The following is a 15,765-nucleotide window of genomic DNA, read 5'->3' as shown; positions in this document are numbered from 1 at the left end:
TCGACCAGCAGCCAGATGAGGATTTCTAAAAAACAAATTAGTCTTCTAGCGATACTGTTTATCGTCATTACTTATTTTGGAGATTACACAACAGTTCCTTTAGATTTTATTTATCTATATCTTGTAGGTAGATTTTTTGATAAACACGGACGGCGTGTTAAACATGTCTTTTATGCTTTGTGCACAGTTGTTATCATTGAAGTTATTGCTTATATCCTATTATTATTTATTTTTCCAGCTGTCTTAGGCATCTCATCGGAAATAATAGCTAATAATAATTGGATGCTATCTCTTGTCTATGCCTTAACAGTTCCAATCTATTATTTTTTGATCAAAACCCTCCGCTTGGAATTTTCGCTCTTATCCCTTTATTTGGATCAGACCCATTTTAAGTGGGACTACATTGGTATCGGAATAGTCTTTTTATTCTACGCTTATTCACACCTAGAAGGGATTTTATCAGTTGTCATTCCTGGCTATCTGCCTATTTATTACTTGCATCAGAGCCTGTTTATCTTTCTTTATATTCTGATTTTGATTATAATGGTCAGCTATTCAAATTATTGTTCTAAGGCTTTTTTGAGAAGAAAATTAAAAGCTAAAGAACAGGAAAATCTTGCTAATCTTCAAGAATACAATACTTATATTGAAGAGCAGTATAAAGAGCTGCGAGGTTTCAAGCATGATTATGAAAACATTTTGCTAACTTTACGGGGGAGTTTAGATAGTAAGGATATCAATCAGGTCAAAGAGGTTTATCAACAAATCGTTAAACCTTCAATTGAGACCATATCAGGAGATGTTGAAATGTGTCGGTTAGAAGGTATTGAGGACCCGATATTCAAAGGTTTTCTATCATCGAAAATGATAGAGGCTAAGCGCCTCGGTATCCTATTCTCTGTTGACTGTCCTTATTTTCCAGAACAGGAAAGTCAGATACGTCATGAGTTACTTGTCTGCTTGAGTCAATTGTTAGAGAGGGGATTTCAAGGGAAAACTAGATTTTCTAGGTCTATTTTACTTCAAATTAAACAGGAAACAGAGCTTCATATCAGCTGGCAAAGCCAAGGTGATACACCGTTTTTTGACGAAAGTTTTAGTTTGAAAAGCTTACAGGATGAAGCAAAGACGTTAACTATCAGCTATCAAAATAATCAAAACAATCACTTAGTGATCATATCAATAAAGAGTACAATAGCCAATCCGAGGTAGAGAAAAGGAATAAAGGCTATTGTCTTTTTTGGTGGTTTAGAAATCCAAAAGTAGGCTAATCCTAATAGGCTAGCTATCTGGATCATCCAGAGTAGTTCATTAAGTGATAATAAAAGTGAAGAGCTCGCTAGATAAAGAAAGTCTCCCTCGCCTATTTTTATCCAGCCCATATAAGATAAAACGGCCAAGGCTACTAAAACAAGAGTCAGTGAATTGATAGGATGAACATAAGCAATCAATCCTGTAAAAATTAGCCAGATAAGCAGAGGATAGGTCTGCGTTTTTAGGTCAAAGAAACTCAGCAGTAGCCCTAGAAATAAAAGAGCGATTTTACCCCATTCCCAACTCTGTTGAGAGATAAAAAAGCAGATAAAAAGGGAGCTTAAGAAACTCTCAGCCAGATAGGTTTTGAAAAAATAATGATATAAAAGTGTCATACTTTATTATTCGCATTTTATTCTTGTTGCACTATAATTGAGAGGAAAACAAAAACAACGCAAACGTTTGCATTTTTATCTTGAAAACTCTTTCTTTTTCTGCTAAAATCTTAATTATGAAAACCTTATATGATGTGCAACAGTTATTAAAACGCTTTGGAATATACGTCTACCTTGGTAAGAGACTCTACGATATCGAGATGATGAAGATAGAACTTGAAAGGCTCTACGATAATCTTTTGATTTCTAAGGAGGACTACCTGATGGCAGAGCTGATTTTAAGGCGTGAACACCGCATTGAAGAGGAAAAAGAAAACACTAAGATGGACGAGGCTTGATGAGGTTTCGGACAGGATGAATGAAGTGAGGTAGTGAGATGGCGAAAAAACTTTTAGGGATTGACCTTGGTGGAACAACTGTAAAATTTGGGATTTTATCACTTGAAGGAGAGGTTCAAGAAAAATGGGCTATTCCAACCAATAGCTTGGAGGATGGCAAACACATCGTTCCTGACATTGTAGCTTCTATCAAACGTCATTTGGAGCTTTATGGTTTGACCAAAGATGACTTTGTAGGGATTGGTATGGGTTCTCCTGGGGCTGTTGATCGTCAAGAAAAAACAGTGACAGGTGCCTTCAACCTTAACTGGGCTAAGACACAGCAAGTTGGTTCTGTTATTGAAGCAGAAGTCGGGATTCCATTTGCCATCGATAATGATGCCAATGTTGCTGCTTTAGGTGAGCGTTGGGTTGGAGCCGGGGCTAACAATCCAGATGTTGTCTTTGTAACACTTGGAACAGGTGTTGGTGGTGGTGTCATCGCAGACGGTAACTTGATTCATGGTGTTGCTGGGGCAGGCGGTGAGATTGGTCATATTATTGTTGAACCTGAAAATGGGTTTGATTGTACTTGTGGTAATAAGGGCTGTCTTGAGACAGTTGCCTCTGCAACGGGGATTGTTCGCTTGGCGCATCAAATGGCAGAAAGCTATGAAGGATCATCTCCAATCAAAGCGTCTTTGGATAATGGTGACAATGTAACCTCGAAAGATATCTTTGATGCAGCTCAATCTGATGATAGCTTTGCTAACAGCATTGTAGATCGCTTTACTTTCTATCTAGGTCTAGCGACAGCTAACATTTCAAATATCCTCAATCCAGATTCAGTCGTGATTGGTGGAGGAGTATCTGCGGCAGGCGAATTCTTGAGAAGTCGTGTAGAAGCTAACTTCCAGAAATATACCTTCCCACAAGTCCGCAAAACAACTCAAATCAAGTTGGCAGAACTCGGTAATGATGCAGGTATTATTGGAGCAGCTAGCTTGGCAAGTCAGTTTATAGAAGGGTAAGGAATCACGGCAATGGTTTTAGTAATTAGTCTTTTAATTGTTATTGGAATTCTGGCAGCCTATTCTGCATGGAATTATTACCGTTTGCGAAAACAGGCTCAGTTTGTTGGAAATGAACAATTTAAAGAGCTAATGAGACAGGGGCAGTTGATTGACATACGTGATGCATCTAGTTTTTACAGTGGACATATTGTTGGAGCTAGAAATTTTCCTCAAGCACAGTTGCAGCAATCCTTGTCTGCTCTTAGAAAAGATAAGCCTGTCTTGATTTATGAATCAGGGAATGGTCGTTTAATTCCACTAGCAGTCAAAACCTTATACAAGGCAGGGTATCATCAAATTTACGTTCTTGAATCAGGTTTTTCAGCTTGGGATGGTAAGACCAAGTCATAGAATGAGATAAAAAGAGTGTAGAGTCTAGTCAGAAGTCATTTTCAGCTCGATTTTACAGTCTTTTTCATTTTATCGGTAAAAGCAATGAAAACATTTACAATCAGTTCAGCTCTGCTATTTTCCAAAAAATGTGATATACTTGAAAAGTTAAAATAAATTATGCAATAAGAGGAAAACATGACGAATTTAAGAACTGATATCCGTAACGTTGCCATTATCGCCCACGTTGACCACGGAAAAACAACCCTTGTTGATGAGCTTTTGAAACAATCTCAAACACTTGATGCGCGTGCTGAGCTCGATGAGCGTGCTATGGACTCAAACGATCTTGAAAAAGAGCGTGGTATCACTATCCTTGCTAAAAATACTGCTGTAGCCTACAACGATGTTCGTATCAACATCATGGATACACCAGGACACGCGGACTTCGGTGGAGAAGTTGAGCGTATCATGAAAATGGTTGACGGTGTTGTCCTTGTCGTAGATGCTTACGAAGGAACAATGCCACAAACACGTTTCGTGTTGAAAAAAGCTCTTGAGCAAAACTTGACACCAATCGTTGTTGTTAACAAAATTGATAAACCATCTGCTCGTCCAGAAGAAGTTGTTGACGAAGTTCTTGAACTCTTCATCGAACTTGGAGCTGACGATGAGCAATTGGAATTCCCAGTTGTTTACGCATCAGCTATCAACGGAACATCTTCACTTTCAGATGATCCAGCTGACCAAGAAAAAACAATGGCACCAATCTTCGATACAATCATCGAGCATATCCCAGCTCCAGTTGATAACTCAGATGAGCCACTTCAATTCCAAGTGTCACTTCTTGACTACAATGACTTCGTTGGACGTATCGGTATCGGTCGTGTCTTCCGTGGTACTGTTAAAGTTGGTGACCAAGTTACCCTTTCAAAACTTGATGGCACAACTAAAAACTTCCGTGTTACAAAACTCTTTGGTTTCTTCGGTCTTGAACGTCGTGAAATTCAAGAAGCTAAAGCTGGTGATTTGATTGCCGTCTCAGGTATGGAAGATATCTTCGTTGGTGAAACAGTAACACCGACTGATGCGGTTGAGCCACTTCCAGTTCTTCGTATTGATGAACCAACCCTTCAGATGACTTTCTTGGCAAATAACTCACCATTTGCAGGTCGTGAAGGAAAACACGTCACTTCTCGTAAAGTTGAGGAGCGTCTTTTGGCAGAGCTTCAAACCGACGTGTCACTTCGTGTTGAGGCAACTGACTCACCAGATAAATGGACAGTTTCAGGTCGTGGTGAACTTCACTTGTCAATCCTTATCGAAACGATGCGTCGTGAAGGATATGAGCTTCAAGTATCAAAACCAGAAGTTATCATCAAAGAAATTGATGGCGTGAAAATGGAACCATTCGAGCGTGTTCAAATCGACACACCAGAAGAGTACCAAGGTGCTATTATCCAAGCCCTTTCAGAACGTAAAGGTGACATGCTTGATATGCAAATGGTTGGTAACGGTCAAACACGTATCATCTTCTTGGTACCGGCTCGTGGTCTTATCGGATTCTCAACTGAATTCCTTTCAATGACACGTGGATATGGTATCATGAACCACACCTTCGACCAATACCTTCCACTTGTTCCAGGTGAAATCGGTGGTCGTCACCGTGGTGCCCTTGTTTCTATCGATAACGGTAAAGCAACAACTTACTCAATCATGCGTATCGAAGAACGTGGTACAATCTTTGTTAACCCAGGTACAGAAGTTTATGAAGGTATGATCATCGGAGAAAATGCTCGTGAAAACGACCTCGGTGTTAACATCACAACTGCTAAACAAATGACTAACGTTCGTTCAGCAACCAAAGACCAAACAGCTGTTATTAAAACACCACGTATCTTGACGCTTGAAGAATCAATTGAGTTCTTGGATTACGACGAATATATGGAAGTAACACCAGAATCGATTCGTTTACGTAAACAAATCCTTAACAAAGCGGCACGTGATAAAGCTAACAAAAAGAAAAAATCAGCTGAGTAAGCCTTGGAAAAACCTAAGATTATTTTGAATGATTCTCATTAGAAAGGAGTCTCTATGTTTTATCTCATTATCATTATTTTGATTTTGCTGTATCTCATTTTTAGAGCTCCGAAAACCATTCGGTCAACAGCGGGTTTGATCGGTGTCGTTGCATTAGGAGCCTTGCTCCTCTTTGTGATTGTTGGGGGAATTCAAAAGCTGATTAGCTTACCTATTGAGTATTTTTTAGGTATCATGATGAGCATTTTTGCTTATTTTGTGGTACGTGATGTATACAGATTAACAGCACGCCCACGTCCTCAAAATTTACCTGATTTGAGCTTAGGTAATATCTATAAAGGGATAAAGAGTCTATTTCAGTCTCGTCCCAATCAATGATAGTTAAAAAGGTTGCAATTATTCAATCTTTTTACTGGAGTTTGTTTTAACATCTGAATGCTATTTAAGGGCATATCAGGTGGTGAAACGAACTCCATTTTTTTATTTCGACACTTGTTTGCGTTTTTCTTAATTACGATATTACTAAGTACTAGCTCATCTCAGGATAGAGAATTTGGGTTAGGAGAATCGAATCGGTAACTCTCTTAAAAGGACTGGTAGGAATAGCCATTTGAAACTTGAAAAAAATAGGCTTAACGTGTACAATTAAGGGATAGAAAAGCATAGATTGGACTTATTATGAAAGCAATTAAGCAATTTGAAAATAAAAAGGTCTTGGTATTAGGTTTGGCACGATCAGGTGAAGCTGCTGCACGTCTGCTAGCTAAACTTGGTGCTATTGTTACCGTTAATGATGGCAAACCTTTTGATGAGAACCCTTCAGCACAGGCACTTTTAGAAGATGGAATCAAGGTTGTTTGTGGAAGTCACCCACTAGAACTTCTTGATGAAAACTTTGAACTCATGGTAAAAAATCCAGGGATTCCTTACAGCAATCCGATGGTAGCTAGAGCCATTGAAAAAGGGGTTCCTGTGTGGACTGAAGTGGAACTTGCCTACCTTATTTCAGAGGCACCTATTATTGGTATTACTGGTTCAAATGGTAAGACAACAACCACTACGATGATTGCAGAGGTGCTAAATAATGCTGGTCAATCAGGCCTCTTATCTGGTAATATTGGTTTTCCAGCTTCAGAGGTTGCTCAAGGGGCTACTAAAGATGATACTCTTGTGATGGAATTATCATCCTTCCAACTGATGGGAGTTGAGCAATTCCGTCCTCATATTGCTGTTATTACAAATCTAATGCCAACCCATATTGATTATCATGGTGATTTCGATGGTTATGTCGCTGCAAAGTGGAATCTTCAAAATCAGATGACGGCAGAGGATTACCTTGTCCTCAACTTTAATCAAGACTTGGCACAGCGTTTGGCTGAAAAGACAAGTGCAACCGTTGTACCCTTCTCGACAATTGAAAAAGTTGATGGTGCCTATCTAGAAAATGGCTCTCTCTATTTCAAAGGAGAGAAGGTCATGGAAGCTTCTGAAATCGGTGTTCCAGGAAGTCACAATATCGAAAATGCTCTTGCGACGATTGCTGTGGCAAAACTGTCGGGTGTGTCAAATGATGTTATTAAAGAAACGTTATCGGCCTTTGGAGGTGTTAAACACCGTCTGCAGTATCTTGGAGAGATTGATGAGATTAAATTCTACAATGACTCAAAATCAACTAATATCTTAGCGACTCAAAAAGCCTTGTCAGGTTTTGATAATAGCAAGGTTATTTTGATTGCGGGGGGACTTGATCGTGGCAACGAGTTTGATGAACTTGTTCCAGATATTCAAGGTCTTAAAATGATGGTTATTCTTGGAGAGTCAGCGCCTCGTGTGAAACGTGCAGCTGATAAAGCAGGCGTAGTTTATATTGATGCTAAGGATGTTGCAGAAGCAACTCGTTTAGCTTTTGAAAATGCTGAGTCTGGTGAGGTTGTTTTACTCAGTCCAGCTAATGCAAGCTGGGATATGTATAAGAATTTTGAAGTTCGTGGTGACGAATTTATCACTAGCTTTGAAGCGTTAAAAAATTAGAAAGGAAGCTGGGTTTTCTGCAAGTAAAAAACCAGCATCTCTGAGATAATGTCGAAGAAAAAAATTGTTTTTACAGGTGGTGGTACAGTAGGCCACGTGACCCTCAATCTTATTTTAATCCCTAAGTTTTTAAAAGATGGCTGGGAAGTTCATTATATCGGTGATAAAAACGGTATTGAACATGATCAAATAACTCAGTCAGGTTTAGAGGTGACCTTTCATTCTATTGCGACAGGTAAGTTGCGCCGTTATTTCTCATGGCAAAATATGCTTGATGTTTTCAAGGTTTCTTGGGGAGTCTTACAGTCACTTGTTATTATCGCTAAAATTCGTCCACAAGCCCTTTTTTCAAAAGGAGGATTTGTTTCAGTACCTCCAGTTATCGCTGCTAAGACACTAGGAGTTCCGGTTTTTGTACATGAGTCAGACTTGTCTATGGGATTAGCTAATAAAATTGCCTATAAATTTGCGACGACTATGTATACCACTTTCGAACAGTCGTCAGGACTAGCAAAAGCTAAGCATGTCGGAGCTATTACCAAAGTAGCCAAAGACTTATCAACCTCTCTAAATCCTGAAATCAGTAATATTCAATCACAGTTTGATGCCGATAAAAAGACCCTTTTGTTTATCGGAGGGTCTGCTGGAGCTAAGGTATTTAATGATTTTATCAGTGCTAACCCTTCTTTAACAGATGACTTTAATGTGATCAATATTTCAGGGGATTCTAGCTTAGACACGCTTCAAAAAGGCTTATATCGTGTTGCCTATGTGACGGATCTTTATCAGCCTTTGATGGAAATGGCAGATGCTGTGATTACACGTGGTGGCTCAAACACCATCTTTGAATTGCTTGCGATGCAAAAACTGCATATTATTGTGCCACTTGGTAAAGAAGCCAGTCGAGGTGACCAATTGGAGAATGCGGCTTATTTTGAGAAAAAAGGCTATGCTCGTCAATTGTCAGAGTCAGACTTAACTTTGGAAAATTTACAAGTGGAACTAGCCCAACTTTTTGCCCAAGAATCTCATTACAAATCTAAGATGGCAGCTACAGAAGAACTTCAGTCGCAAGACGATTTTTATCAACTTTTGAACCAAGAAATCAGTCAAAAAGGAAAGTAAATGGCTAATAAAACACCTGAAGAACACAAAGAAGAGCAGCCACTGACAGAATGGCAGAAGCGTAATTTAGAGTTTCTTCAAAAAAAAGCACGTGATCAGAAAGAAAAAGAAGAACAGACGGCAAGGTTAAAGGCTCAACAAAAAGCGAGATTAACAGGCTCTATATCTACAGCAGAAGAAAATTCGAAAGAAGTTACTGCTAAAAAAGCAAAAAAAGAAAAGACCAAAGCAAAAAAAGCGGGTAAAAAAGTAGCTACCGTAAAAAAACTTAGTAAGAAAGAAGAAGTTGCGAAACGACGTTTAAGAAGTATTGTCATACCATCGATGGTTATCTTTTTGATTTCTTTATTTATGGTGTCACCTTTGAGTAAATTGAGAGTTGTAAAGGTGGTAGGGCAAACTAATACAACAGAACAAGCGGTAAAATCAGCTTCTGGTATCAAATCTACGGATTACTTAGCGAAGACATTTTTTAGTCAATCTCGAATTGCTAGCCGTGTTGCTCGTTATGATAAGTGGGTAAAGTCAGCTACAGTTTCTTATCAATTTTGGAATACGTTTACAATTAAGGTGAAAGAATATAGTATTCTTGCTTATTTAGACTCTAACAATGGTTACTCACCTATTTTAGAGGATGGTACGGTGGTTACTGAGAAGCACTTAAGTAGCCTACCTGATAACAGTCTCTCATTAAAGTTAAAAAAAGCAAAACAGATTCAGTTGTTTGTCAAACAGTTTTCACACTTAAGCTCTAAACTACAAAAGTCTATACGAACAGTTAGTCTAGCAGGGTCACAATCAACACCAGACCTCTTAATACTTGAAATGTCTGATGGCAATACGGTTAAGGTTCCTCTGTCTCAACTGTCACAAAAACTTCCTTACTACACCAAAATAGTAGCTAACATGACAGATACAGGGATTGTCGATATGGAAGTTGGTATTTATACAACAACCAGTGATATTGAAGATAGTGTTGCTGCTGCCTTATCTTCGACTACTGAGACAAGTGAAAGCAGTCAAGACTCTGCTTCGCAGGACTCATCAGAAACAACTGCGACATCTTTAGAAACAACAGCTGCTGATACGACTGCTGATAGTGAAACAAGCACAGAAACAATCGTATCAGAGTAAGATAAACTTCATAAGAAAAAGCGTAAAATGTTATCTTTTTACGTTTTTTTATGGTATAATATTCTCTGAATAATTCTGTTTTGACAGACTTTAGAATAGTATTAGTAGTAGAAAGATTGAGAGGTCGAGTTAATGGCTAGAAATGGCTTTTTTACGGGTTTAGATATAGGGACAAGCTCGATTAAAGTACTCGTTGCAGAATATGTTAACGGAGAAATGAATGTTATTGGCGTCAGTAATGTTCCAAGTGCTGGTGTTAAAGATGGTATCATCGTTGATATCGAAACAGCAGCAACAGCAATAAAAACAGCAATTGAACAAGCAGAGGAAAAATCTGGTATTACAATTGATAAAGTCAATGTGGGACTGCCAGCAAATCTTCTTCAGATTGAACCAACACAAGGTATGATTCCAGTTCCAAGTGAGTCAAAAGAAATCAAAGATGAAGATGTTGATAGCGTTGTAAAATCTGCATTGACTAAGAGCATCACACCAGAACGTGAAGTGATCTCTCTTATTCCTGAAGAATTTATCGTAGATGGTTTTCAAGGGATTAGAGATCCACGTGGTATGATGGGGATTCGCCTTGAGATGCGTGGTTTGATTTACACAGGTCCAAGCACTATCTTGCATAATCTACGTAAGACAGTTGAGCGTGCAGGCATTAAGGTTGAAAATATTATCATTTCACCATTGGCTTTAACACGTTCAGTTCTCAATGAAGGAGAGCGTGAGTTCGGTGCCACTGTTATTGATATGGGTGGAGGTCAAACAACAGTAGCTTCTATGAGAGCTCAAGAGCTTCAACAGACTAATATTTATCCAGAAGGTGGCGATTACGTTACAAAAGATATTTCTAAGGTTCTTAAAACATCTGGACAAATTGCAGAAGCTTTGAAATTTAATTTTGGAACAGCAAATCTATTGGAAGCAAGTAGCAATGAGAAAGTTCAAGTCGAGGTTGTTGGAAATGAACAACCCGTTGAAATTACTGAACGCTATTTGTCAGAAATTATTTCTGCCCGTATCCGTCACTTATTAGATCGTGTTAAACAAGATTTGGAAAGAAGTCGTTTGCTAGATTTACCAGGTGGTATTGTCATTGTCGGTGGTGGTGCTATTCTTCCAGGAGTTGTTGAAATAGCTCAAGAAATATTCGGTACTAATGTAAAACTACATGTTCCAAATCAAGTTGGTATTCGCAACCCAATGTTTGCTAACGTCATTAGTTTGGTAGAGTATGTTGGTACGATGACAGAAGTGGATGTTATCTCACAAGCAGCCGTATCAGGAGAGGAGCTACTGCGTAGACAACCGATTGATATTGCTCCTAAACCACAACGTCATTTATCAGTATCAGAAGCACCTGTGGCTCCTAGAGCAGTGGTTCAACCAGTACAGTCTTTCAATGATGACCGTCAAGTAGCAACTAATAAGCCAGTTCGTCAAGAACAAAATCAAGTAGTTCAAGAACCAAAACAAAAAATTGGCGATCGTTTGCGTGGTATTTTTGGAAGCATGTTCGATTAATAATTAAAGTGAGGAAATAAGATGGCATTTTCATTCGATGCAGCATCAGTTCAAGGTGCAGTAATTAAAGTTATCGGTGTCGGTGGTGGTGGCGGTAACGCTATCAACCGTATGATTGACGAAGGTGTTGCAGGTGTTGAGTTCATCGCTGCAAACACTGATATTCAGGCGCTCAGTTCATCAAAAGCTGAAACTGTTATTCAATTAGGTCCTAAATTAACACGTGGACTTGGTGCAGGGGGGCAACCTGAGGTTGGTCGTAAGGCAGCTGAAGAAAGCGAAGAAGTATTGACAGAGGCTCTTAATGGAGCTGACATGGTCTTTATCACTGCAGGTATGGGCGGTGGCTCTGGTACAGGTGCCGCTCCTGTTATTGCTCGCATTGCTAAGAGCTTAGGTGCTCTAACAGTAGCAGTCGTAACACGTCCATTCGGTTTTGAAGGAAATAAACGTGGTAACTTTGCTATTGAAGGGATTCAAGAACTCCGTGAACAAGTGGATACGTTATTGATTATTTCAAATAACAACTTGCTTGAAATCGTTGACAAGAAAACCCCTCTTCTTGAGGCACTTAGCGAAGCAGATAATGTTCTCCGTCAAGGTGTTCAAGGAATAACAGACTTGATTACAAGTCCTGGACTCATCAACCTCGACTTTGCCGATGTGAAGACAGTTATGGCAAATAAAGGTAATGCCCTTATGGGTATTGGTATTGGCTCAGGTGAAGAGCGTATTGTGGAAGCTGCGCGTAAAGCGATTTACTCACCATTACTTGAGACAACTATCGATGGTGCAGAAGACGTTATCGTCAATGTAACAGGTGGTCTTGACATGACTCTTACTGAAGCAGAAGAAGCTTCTGAAATTGTAGGTCAAGCAGCTGGTCATGGGGTAAACATTTGGCTTGGTACTTCTATTGATGACACAATGAAAGATGAAATTCGAGTAACAGTAGTTGCTACAGGCGTTCGTCAAGAAAAAGCAGAACAAGTTTCAGGTGTACGTTCGACACCACGTACTTTCACTCAAGGAAATCAAGCAACATCTAGGTTTGATCAACAAGCTTCATCAACAATCGATCGTCGTCAATCAAACTATGATTTTGATATGACACCAAGTGTTGATATGCCAACCCAACAAAGTAACTTGAAACAAGAGTTTAATACTCCACAACAATCTGCTTTTGGAAATTGGGATTTACGTCGTGATAATATCACCCGTCCTACAGAAGGTGAATTAGATAGCCAGTTGACAATGTCAACCTTCACACCATCATCGGAATCAGATGATGAGTTGGATACTCCCCCATTCTTTAAAAATCGTTAAAAATGTCATTAGCAGAAAATAAGTCACGCGTTTTTTCAGAGGTTCAAACAGCTTGTTCTGAATCGGGGAGAGAGCAAGACTCAGTTTCTATTATCGCTGTTACTAAATATGTTGATAGTGATGTAGCAGGACAGCTTATTGATACGGGTATTCATCATATTGGTGAAAATCGTGTTGATAAGTTTCTTGATAAATACAATGCTCTGAAAGATAAAGAAGACTTAACTTGGCATTTAATAGGTACTTTGCAACGTCGCAAAGTAAAGGATGTTATTAATTTTGTTGATTATTTTCATGCTTTAGATTCTATTAAATTAGCACAAGAAATTGAAAAACGAGCAGATCGTACTATAAAGTGTTTCCTTCAAGTTAATATTTCTGAAGAAGAGAGCAAGCACGGATTTAAAGTGGATGAGATAGATGACGTTATTGATCAACTAGCTGAGCTTAAACAAGTTGAGCTTGTTGGTTTGATGACAATGGCTCCTTTTGATGCTACTGAAGAAGAGCTAGAAAATATTTTTGAAACAACTGATCAGTTGCGTAAACAGTTAAAAGAAAAAAATATAAAGAATATGCCAATGACTGAACTCAGTATGGGAATGAGTGGCGACTTTAAAGTTGCCATTAAGCATGGTTCTACTTTTGTTCGTATTGGCACAGCATTCTTTGAATAAGGAGATGCGATGGCGCTAAAAGATTATTTTAATAGAGCAATTAGTTACTTCGATACTGAAGAAGCTAGCGAAATAGAAGAAGTGGCTGAACAACCGCAGGAGTCACTTAAAAATCAAGATATTCAACAAGTAGCATCTACATCGAATCAGTCAAGTCAATCAAGAGTAGAGGTTCAAGAATTATCTTCGAAACCTACTAGGGAACAGACTAAAATAATTTCCCAAACACATTATCAATCAACAGGAGAAAATATGTCGACATTACGTTCACGTCAAGAACAGTTAGCCGCACAGTCAAGTCCTCATTCAACGAAGACAACAATAGCTTTGAAATATCCAAAAAGATATGAAGACGCTACTGAAATCGTTGATTTACTCATTGATAACGAATGTGTGTTAATTGATTTTCAATACATGCTAGATGCCCAAGCACGTCGTTGTTTGGATTTTGTAGATGGAGCTAGTCGAGTTCTCTCAGGAAATCTTCAAAAAGTTGGGGCATCAATGTATCTTTTGACACCAATTAATGTCATCGTGGATGTGGAAGAAATGGGTCTTCAATATTCAGGTCAAGATATTAATTTTGATTTTGATATGAAGAGACGTTAAACTATGTTGCTTTTAATGATCATTCTTTCGAGATTAGTGAGAGTTTACTCTTATATTTTGGTGATTTATGCCTTTTTGTCTTGGCTACCAGGTGCCTATGATTCATCTATTGGTCGCTTTATAAGAAAGATAGCTGAACCCGTTTTAAACCCTTTTAGACGTTTGAGATTACAGTTTATGGGGCTTGATTTTACAATAATTGTTGTTATCTTTCTACTCAATCTAATCCTACGTCTTCTGGCGCTGATTCTATTATAATGGCAAAACGATCACAAGATATTTATCAGCATTTTAGATCTAATGAAGCAGCCTTTATTGATAAAGTTTTCGGTTGGATAACTCAGGTAGACAATAGTTACAGTATCTACCTAACTGACTTTTTAGATCCTAGACAGATGATGATAGCCCAATCGTTAGTCGCTTCAAGTCAATTACAGGGCTTTTCCAGCCGAGATTACCTTGGTGGAGAGTATGGTCGTCTCTTGATTGCACCAGACTATTATCAATTTGACTTGGCTGACTTTGATATCAGTCTTCTTGAAGTGAACTATAACCGTAAGTTCAATTATTTAAACCACGGTCAGGTGATGGGAACATTGATTAATCAACTGGGCATTCGCCGAACGGTATTTGGTGATATTTTAGTAGGGGATGATCAGTTACAACTATTTGTTGAGAGGTCTATGCTTAGCTATTTTCAAGAAAATGTAACCAAGATAGGCAAGGCTTCTGTTCGCTTAAATGAAGTAAGTCTGGATGCTAAAATCACGATTTTAGAGCAATTTAAGGAAAGTCAGATTTTGGTATCTAGTTTAAGACTTGACAAAGTGGTTGCATCGGTATTAAAATTATCAAGATCTGTCAGTGTTAAGCTGATTGAATCGCAAAAGGTTAAGTTGAATTATAGTCTGGCTGATTCTCCCTCTGAAGAAGTATCAGTAGGAGATATGATTAGTGTTCGAGGCTATGGTCGATTTACTCTAGATAGCCAAACGGGCTTATCAAAACAAGGAAAACATAAGTTAATTATAAAGAGAACCATATAATATTAAGGAGACTCGTAATGGCTATTACAGCACTTGAAATTAAAGACAAGACATTTGGTAGTAAGTTCCGTGGTTACAATATTGAAGAAGTTGATGAATTTCTTGATATCATTGTAGCTGACTATGAAGCACTTACACGTACAAACAGAGAACAAGAAGCACGAATTAAAACGCTTGAAGAAAAAATTGCTTATTTTGATGAAATGAAAGAATCATTGAGTCAATCAGTTATCCTAGCACAAGAAACAGCTGAAAAGGTGAAACTGTCTGCGACAGATGAGTCTACAAATATCTTAAATAAAGCTCATTACGATGCTAATCACCTGGTTGAAGAAGCGAAATCGAAAGCGAATGAGATTCTTCGAGATGCAACAGATGAAGCTAAGCGTGTAGCAGTTGAGACTGAGGATCTTAAACGTCAAAGTCGCGTTTTCCACCAACGTTTGATTGCAGCTGTGGAAGGACAACTTGGGCTTGCTAATTCTCCAGAATGGGCAGAATTATTACAACCAACTGCTGTCTATCTTCAAAATTCAGATGCTGCTTTCCGTGAAGTTGTTGAAAAAGTATTGGATGAGCACCTTCCAGAAGAGACTGAGGAAGCGTCGTTTGATGCAACTCGTCAATTTACTCCAGAGGAGATGGCCGAGCTTCAACGTCGTGTTGAAGAAAGCAACAAACAATTAGAAGAAGTTCAACAACAAGAGCAAGTTTCAGAAGTAGTGACCGTTGATTCTTTCACACTTGATTCGACTTCATTAACTCAAGAAGAGAGCCAAGATGTTGAAATCAATTTGAATGAAACACAAACCTTTAAATTAAATATTCAAGAATAAGAAAAACACAAGGTTAATTGATATTTTCAGCGAGCAGGTGAG

General features: G+C 38.6%; 16 protein-coding genes and 1 pseudogene. 16 read left to right on the top strand and 1 reads right to left on the bottom strand.

What is annotated here, in order from left to right; translation table 11 throughout:
- The first annotated feature begins 15 nt into the window (after nucleotides 1-15).
- A complete protein-coding gene (locus tag JOC31_RS01050; protein WP_205016372.1) occupies nucleotides 16-1,212 on the top strand; it encodes a hypothetical protein in 1,197 nt (398 codons plus the stop codon).
- Here the strand turns inward: JOC31_RS01050 and JOC31_RS01045 are convergent.
- Nucleotides 1,164-1,649 (bottom strand): prepilin peptidase, encoded by a 486-nt coding sequence (locus tag JOC31_RS01045; protein WP_205016371.1) that lies wholly within the window; start codon nucleotides 1,647-1,649, stop codon nucleotides 1,164-1,166. The two genes, JOC31_RS01050 and JOC31_RS01045, sit on opposite strands and share 49 nt — an antisense overlap.
- A 116-nt stretch (nucleotides 1,650-1,765) precedes the next feature.
- Between JOC31_RS01045 and JOC31_RS01040 the strand changes: the two genes are divergently transcribed.
- The 15 genes and pseudogenes from JOC31_RS01040 to JOC31_RS00970 all read left to right on the top strand — a co-directional run.
- Entirely contained in the window at nucleotides 1,766-1,987 is a 222-nt protein-coding gene (locus tag JOC31_RS01040) for a YqgQ family protein (protein WP_205016370.1), read from the top strand.
- Nucleotides 1,988-2,025: 38 nt separating this feature from the next.
- The gene (locus JOC31_RS01035; RefSeq protein ID WP_205016369.1) at nucleotides 2,026-2,997 is read left to right on the top strand and encodes an ROK family glucokinase; all 972 of its coding nucleotides are present in this window, start codon (nucleotides 2,026-2,028) and stop codon (nucleotides 2,995-2,997) included.
- Between the two features lie 12 nt (nucleotides 2,998-3,009).
- On the top strand, nucleotides 3,010-3,390 hold the full coding sequence (locus JOC31_RS01030; RefSeq protein WP_205016368.1) for a rhodanese-like domain-containing protein: 381 nt from the start codon (nucleotides 3,010-3,012) through the stop codon (nucleotides 3,388-3,390).
- A 177-nt stretch (nucleotides 3,391-3,567) separates the two neighbouring features.
- Nucleotides 3,568-5,409 carry a translational GTPase TypA gene (typA, locus tag JOC31_RS01025; protein WP_205016367.1) on the top strand — a complete coding sequence of 614 codons (1,842 nt, stop codon included), beginning with the start codon at nucleotides 3,568-3,570 and terminating at the stop codon, nucleotides 5,407-5,409.
- Nucleotides 5,410-5,463: 54 nt separating this feature from the next.
- Nucleotides 5,464-5,787 (top strand): DUF3165 family protein, encoded by a 324-nt coding sequence (locus JOC31_RS01020; RefSeq protein ID WP_205016366.1) that lies wholly within the window; start codon nucleotides 5,464-5,466, stop codon nucleotides 5,785-5,787.
- A gap of 300 nt (nucleotides 5,788-6,087) precedes the next feature.
- Nucleotides 6,088-7,440: a UDP-N-acetylmuramoyl-L-alanine--D-glutamate ligase gene (gene murD, locus JOC31_RS01015; RefSeq protein ID WP_205016365.1), complete on the top strand. Its 1,353-nt coding sequence runs from the start codon at nucleotides 6,088-6,090 to the stop codon at nucleotides 7,438-7,440.
- A gap of 48 nt (nucleotides 7,441-7,488) precedes the next feature.
- Nucleotides 7,489-8,565 (top strand): UDP-N-acetylglucosamine--N-acetylmuramyl-(pentapeptide) pyrophosphoryl-undecaprenol N-acetylglucosamine transferase, encoded by a 1,077-nt coding sequence (locus JOC31_RS01010; RefSeq protein WP_205016364.1) that lies wholly within the window; start codon nucleotides 7,489-7,491, stop codon nucleotides 8,563-8,565.
- Complete coding sequence (locus tag JOC31_RS01005) at nucleotides 8,566-9,699, top strand: cell division protein FtsQ/DivIB (RefSeq protein ID WP_205016363.1); 1,134 nt, start codon at nucleotides 8,566-8,568, stop codon at nucleotides 9,697-9,699.
- Nucleotides 9,700-9,831: 132 nt separating this feature from the next.
- Nucleotides 9,832-11,229, top strand: coding sequence for a cell division protein FtsA (gene ftsA / locus JOC31_RS01000; protein WP_205016362.1), 1,398 nt, complete (start codon nucleotides 9,832-9,834; stop codon nucleotides 11,227-11,229).
- Between the two features lie 21 nt (nucleotides 11,230-11,250).
- Nucleotides 11,251-12,555, top strand: a complete 1,305-nt coding sequence (ftsZ, locus tag JOC31_RS00995; RefSeq protein WP_205016361.1) for a cell division protein FtsZ — start codon at nucleotides 11,251-11,253, stop codon at nucleotides 12,553-12,555.
- A gap of 2 nt (nucleotides 12,556-12,557) precedes the next feature.
- Nucleotides 12,558-13,232 carry a YggS family pyridoxal phosphate-dependent enzyme gene (locus tag JOC31_RS00990; RefSeq protein ID WP_205016360.1) on the top strand — a complete coding sequence of 225 codons (675 nt, stop codon included), beginning with the start codon at nucleotides 12,558-12,560 and terminating at the stop codon, nucleotides 13,230-13,232.
- 9 nt (nucleotides 13,233-13,241) lie between these two features.
- Nucleotides 13,242-13,841, top strand: a complete 600-nt coding sequence (locus tag JOC31_RS00985) for a cell division protein SepF (RefSeq protein ID WP_205016359.1) — start codon at nucleotides 13,242-13,244, stop codon at nucleotides 13,839-13,841.
- 3 nt (nucleotides 13,842-13,844) lie between these two features.
- Nucleotides 13,845-14,099, top strand: a complete 255-nt coding sequence (locus JOC31_RS00980) for a YggT family protein (RefSeq protein WP_205016358.1) — start codon at nucleotides 13,845-13,847, stop codon at nucleotides 14,097-14,099.
- Nucleotides 14,099-14,887 carry a YlmH family RNA-binding protein gene (locus JOC31_RS00975; protein ID WP_205016357.1) on the top strand — a complete coding sequence of 263 codons (789 nt, stop codon included), beginning with the start codon at nucleotides 14,099-14,101 and terminating at the stop codon, nucleotides 14,885-14,887. The genes JOC31_RS00980 and JOC31_RS00975 overlap by 1 nt, the downstream gene beginning before the upstream one ends.
- A gap of 17 nt (nucleotides 14,888-14,904) precedes the next feature.
- Nucleotides 14,905-15,586 (top strand): annotated as a pseudogene (locus JOC31_RS00970) (DivIVA domain-containing protein); the annotation flags it as partial.
- Nucleotides 15,587-15,765: the final 179 nt, after the last annotated feature.

The organism is Streptococcus saliviloxodontae, assembly GCF_016908655.1.
Lineage (GTDB): Bacteria > Bacillota > Bacilli > Lactobacillales > Streptococcaceae > Streptococcus > Streptococcus saliviloxodontae.
The sequence above is the reverse complement of the archived record's forward strand: the minus strand, read 5'-3'. Positions and strand labels throughout refer to the sequence as shown.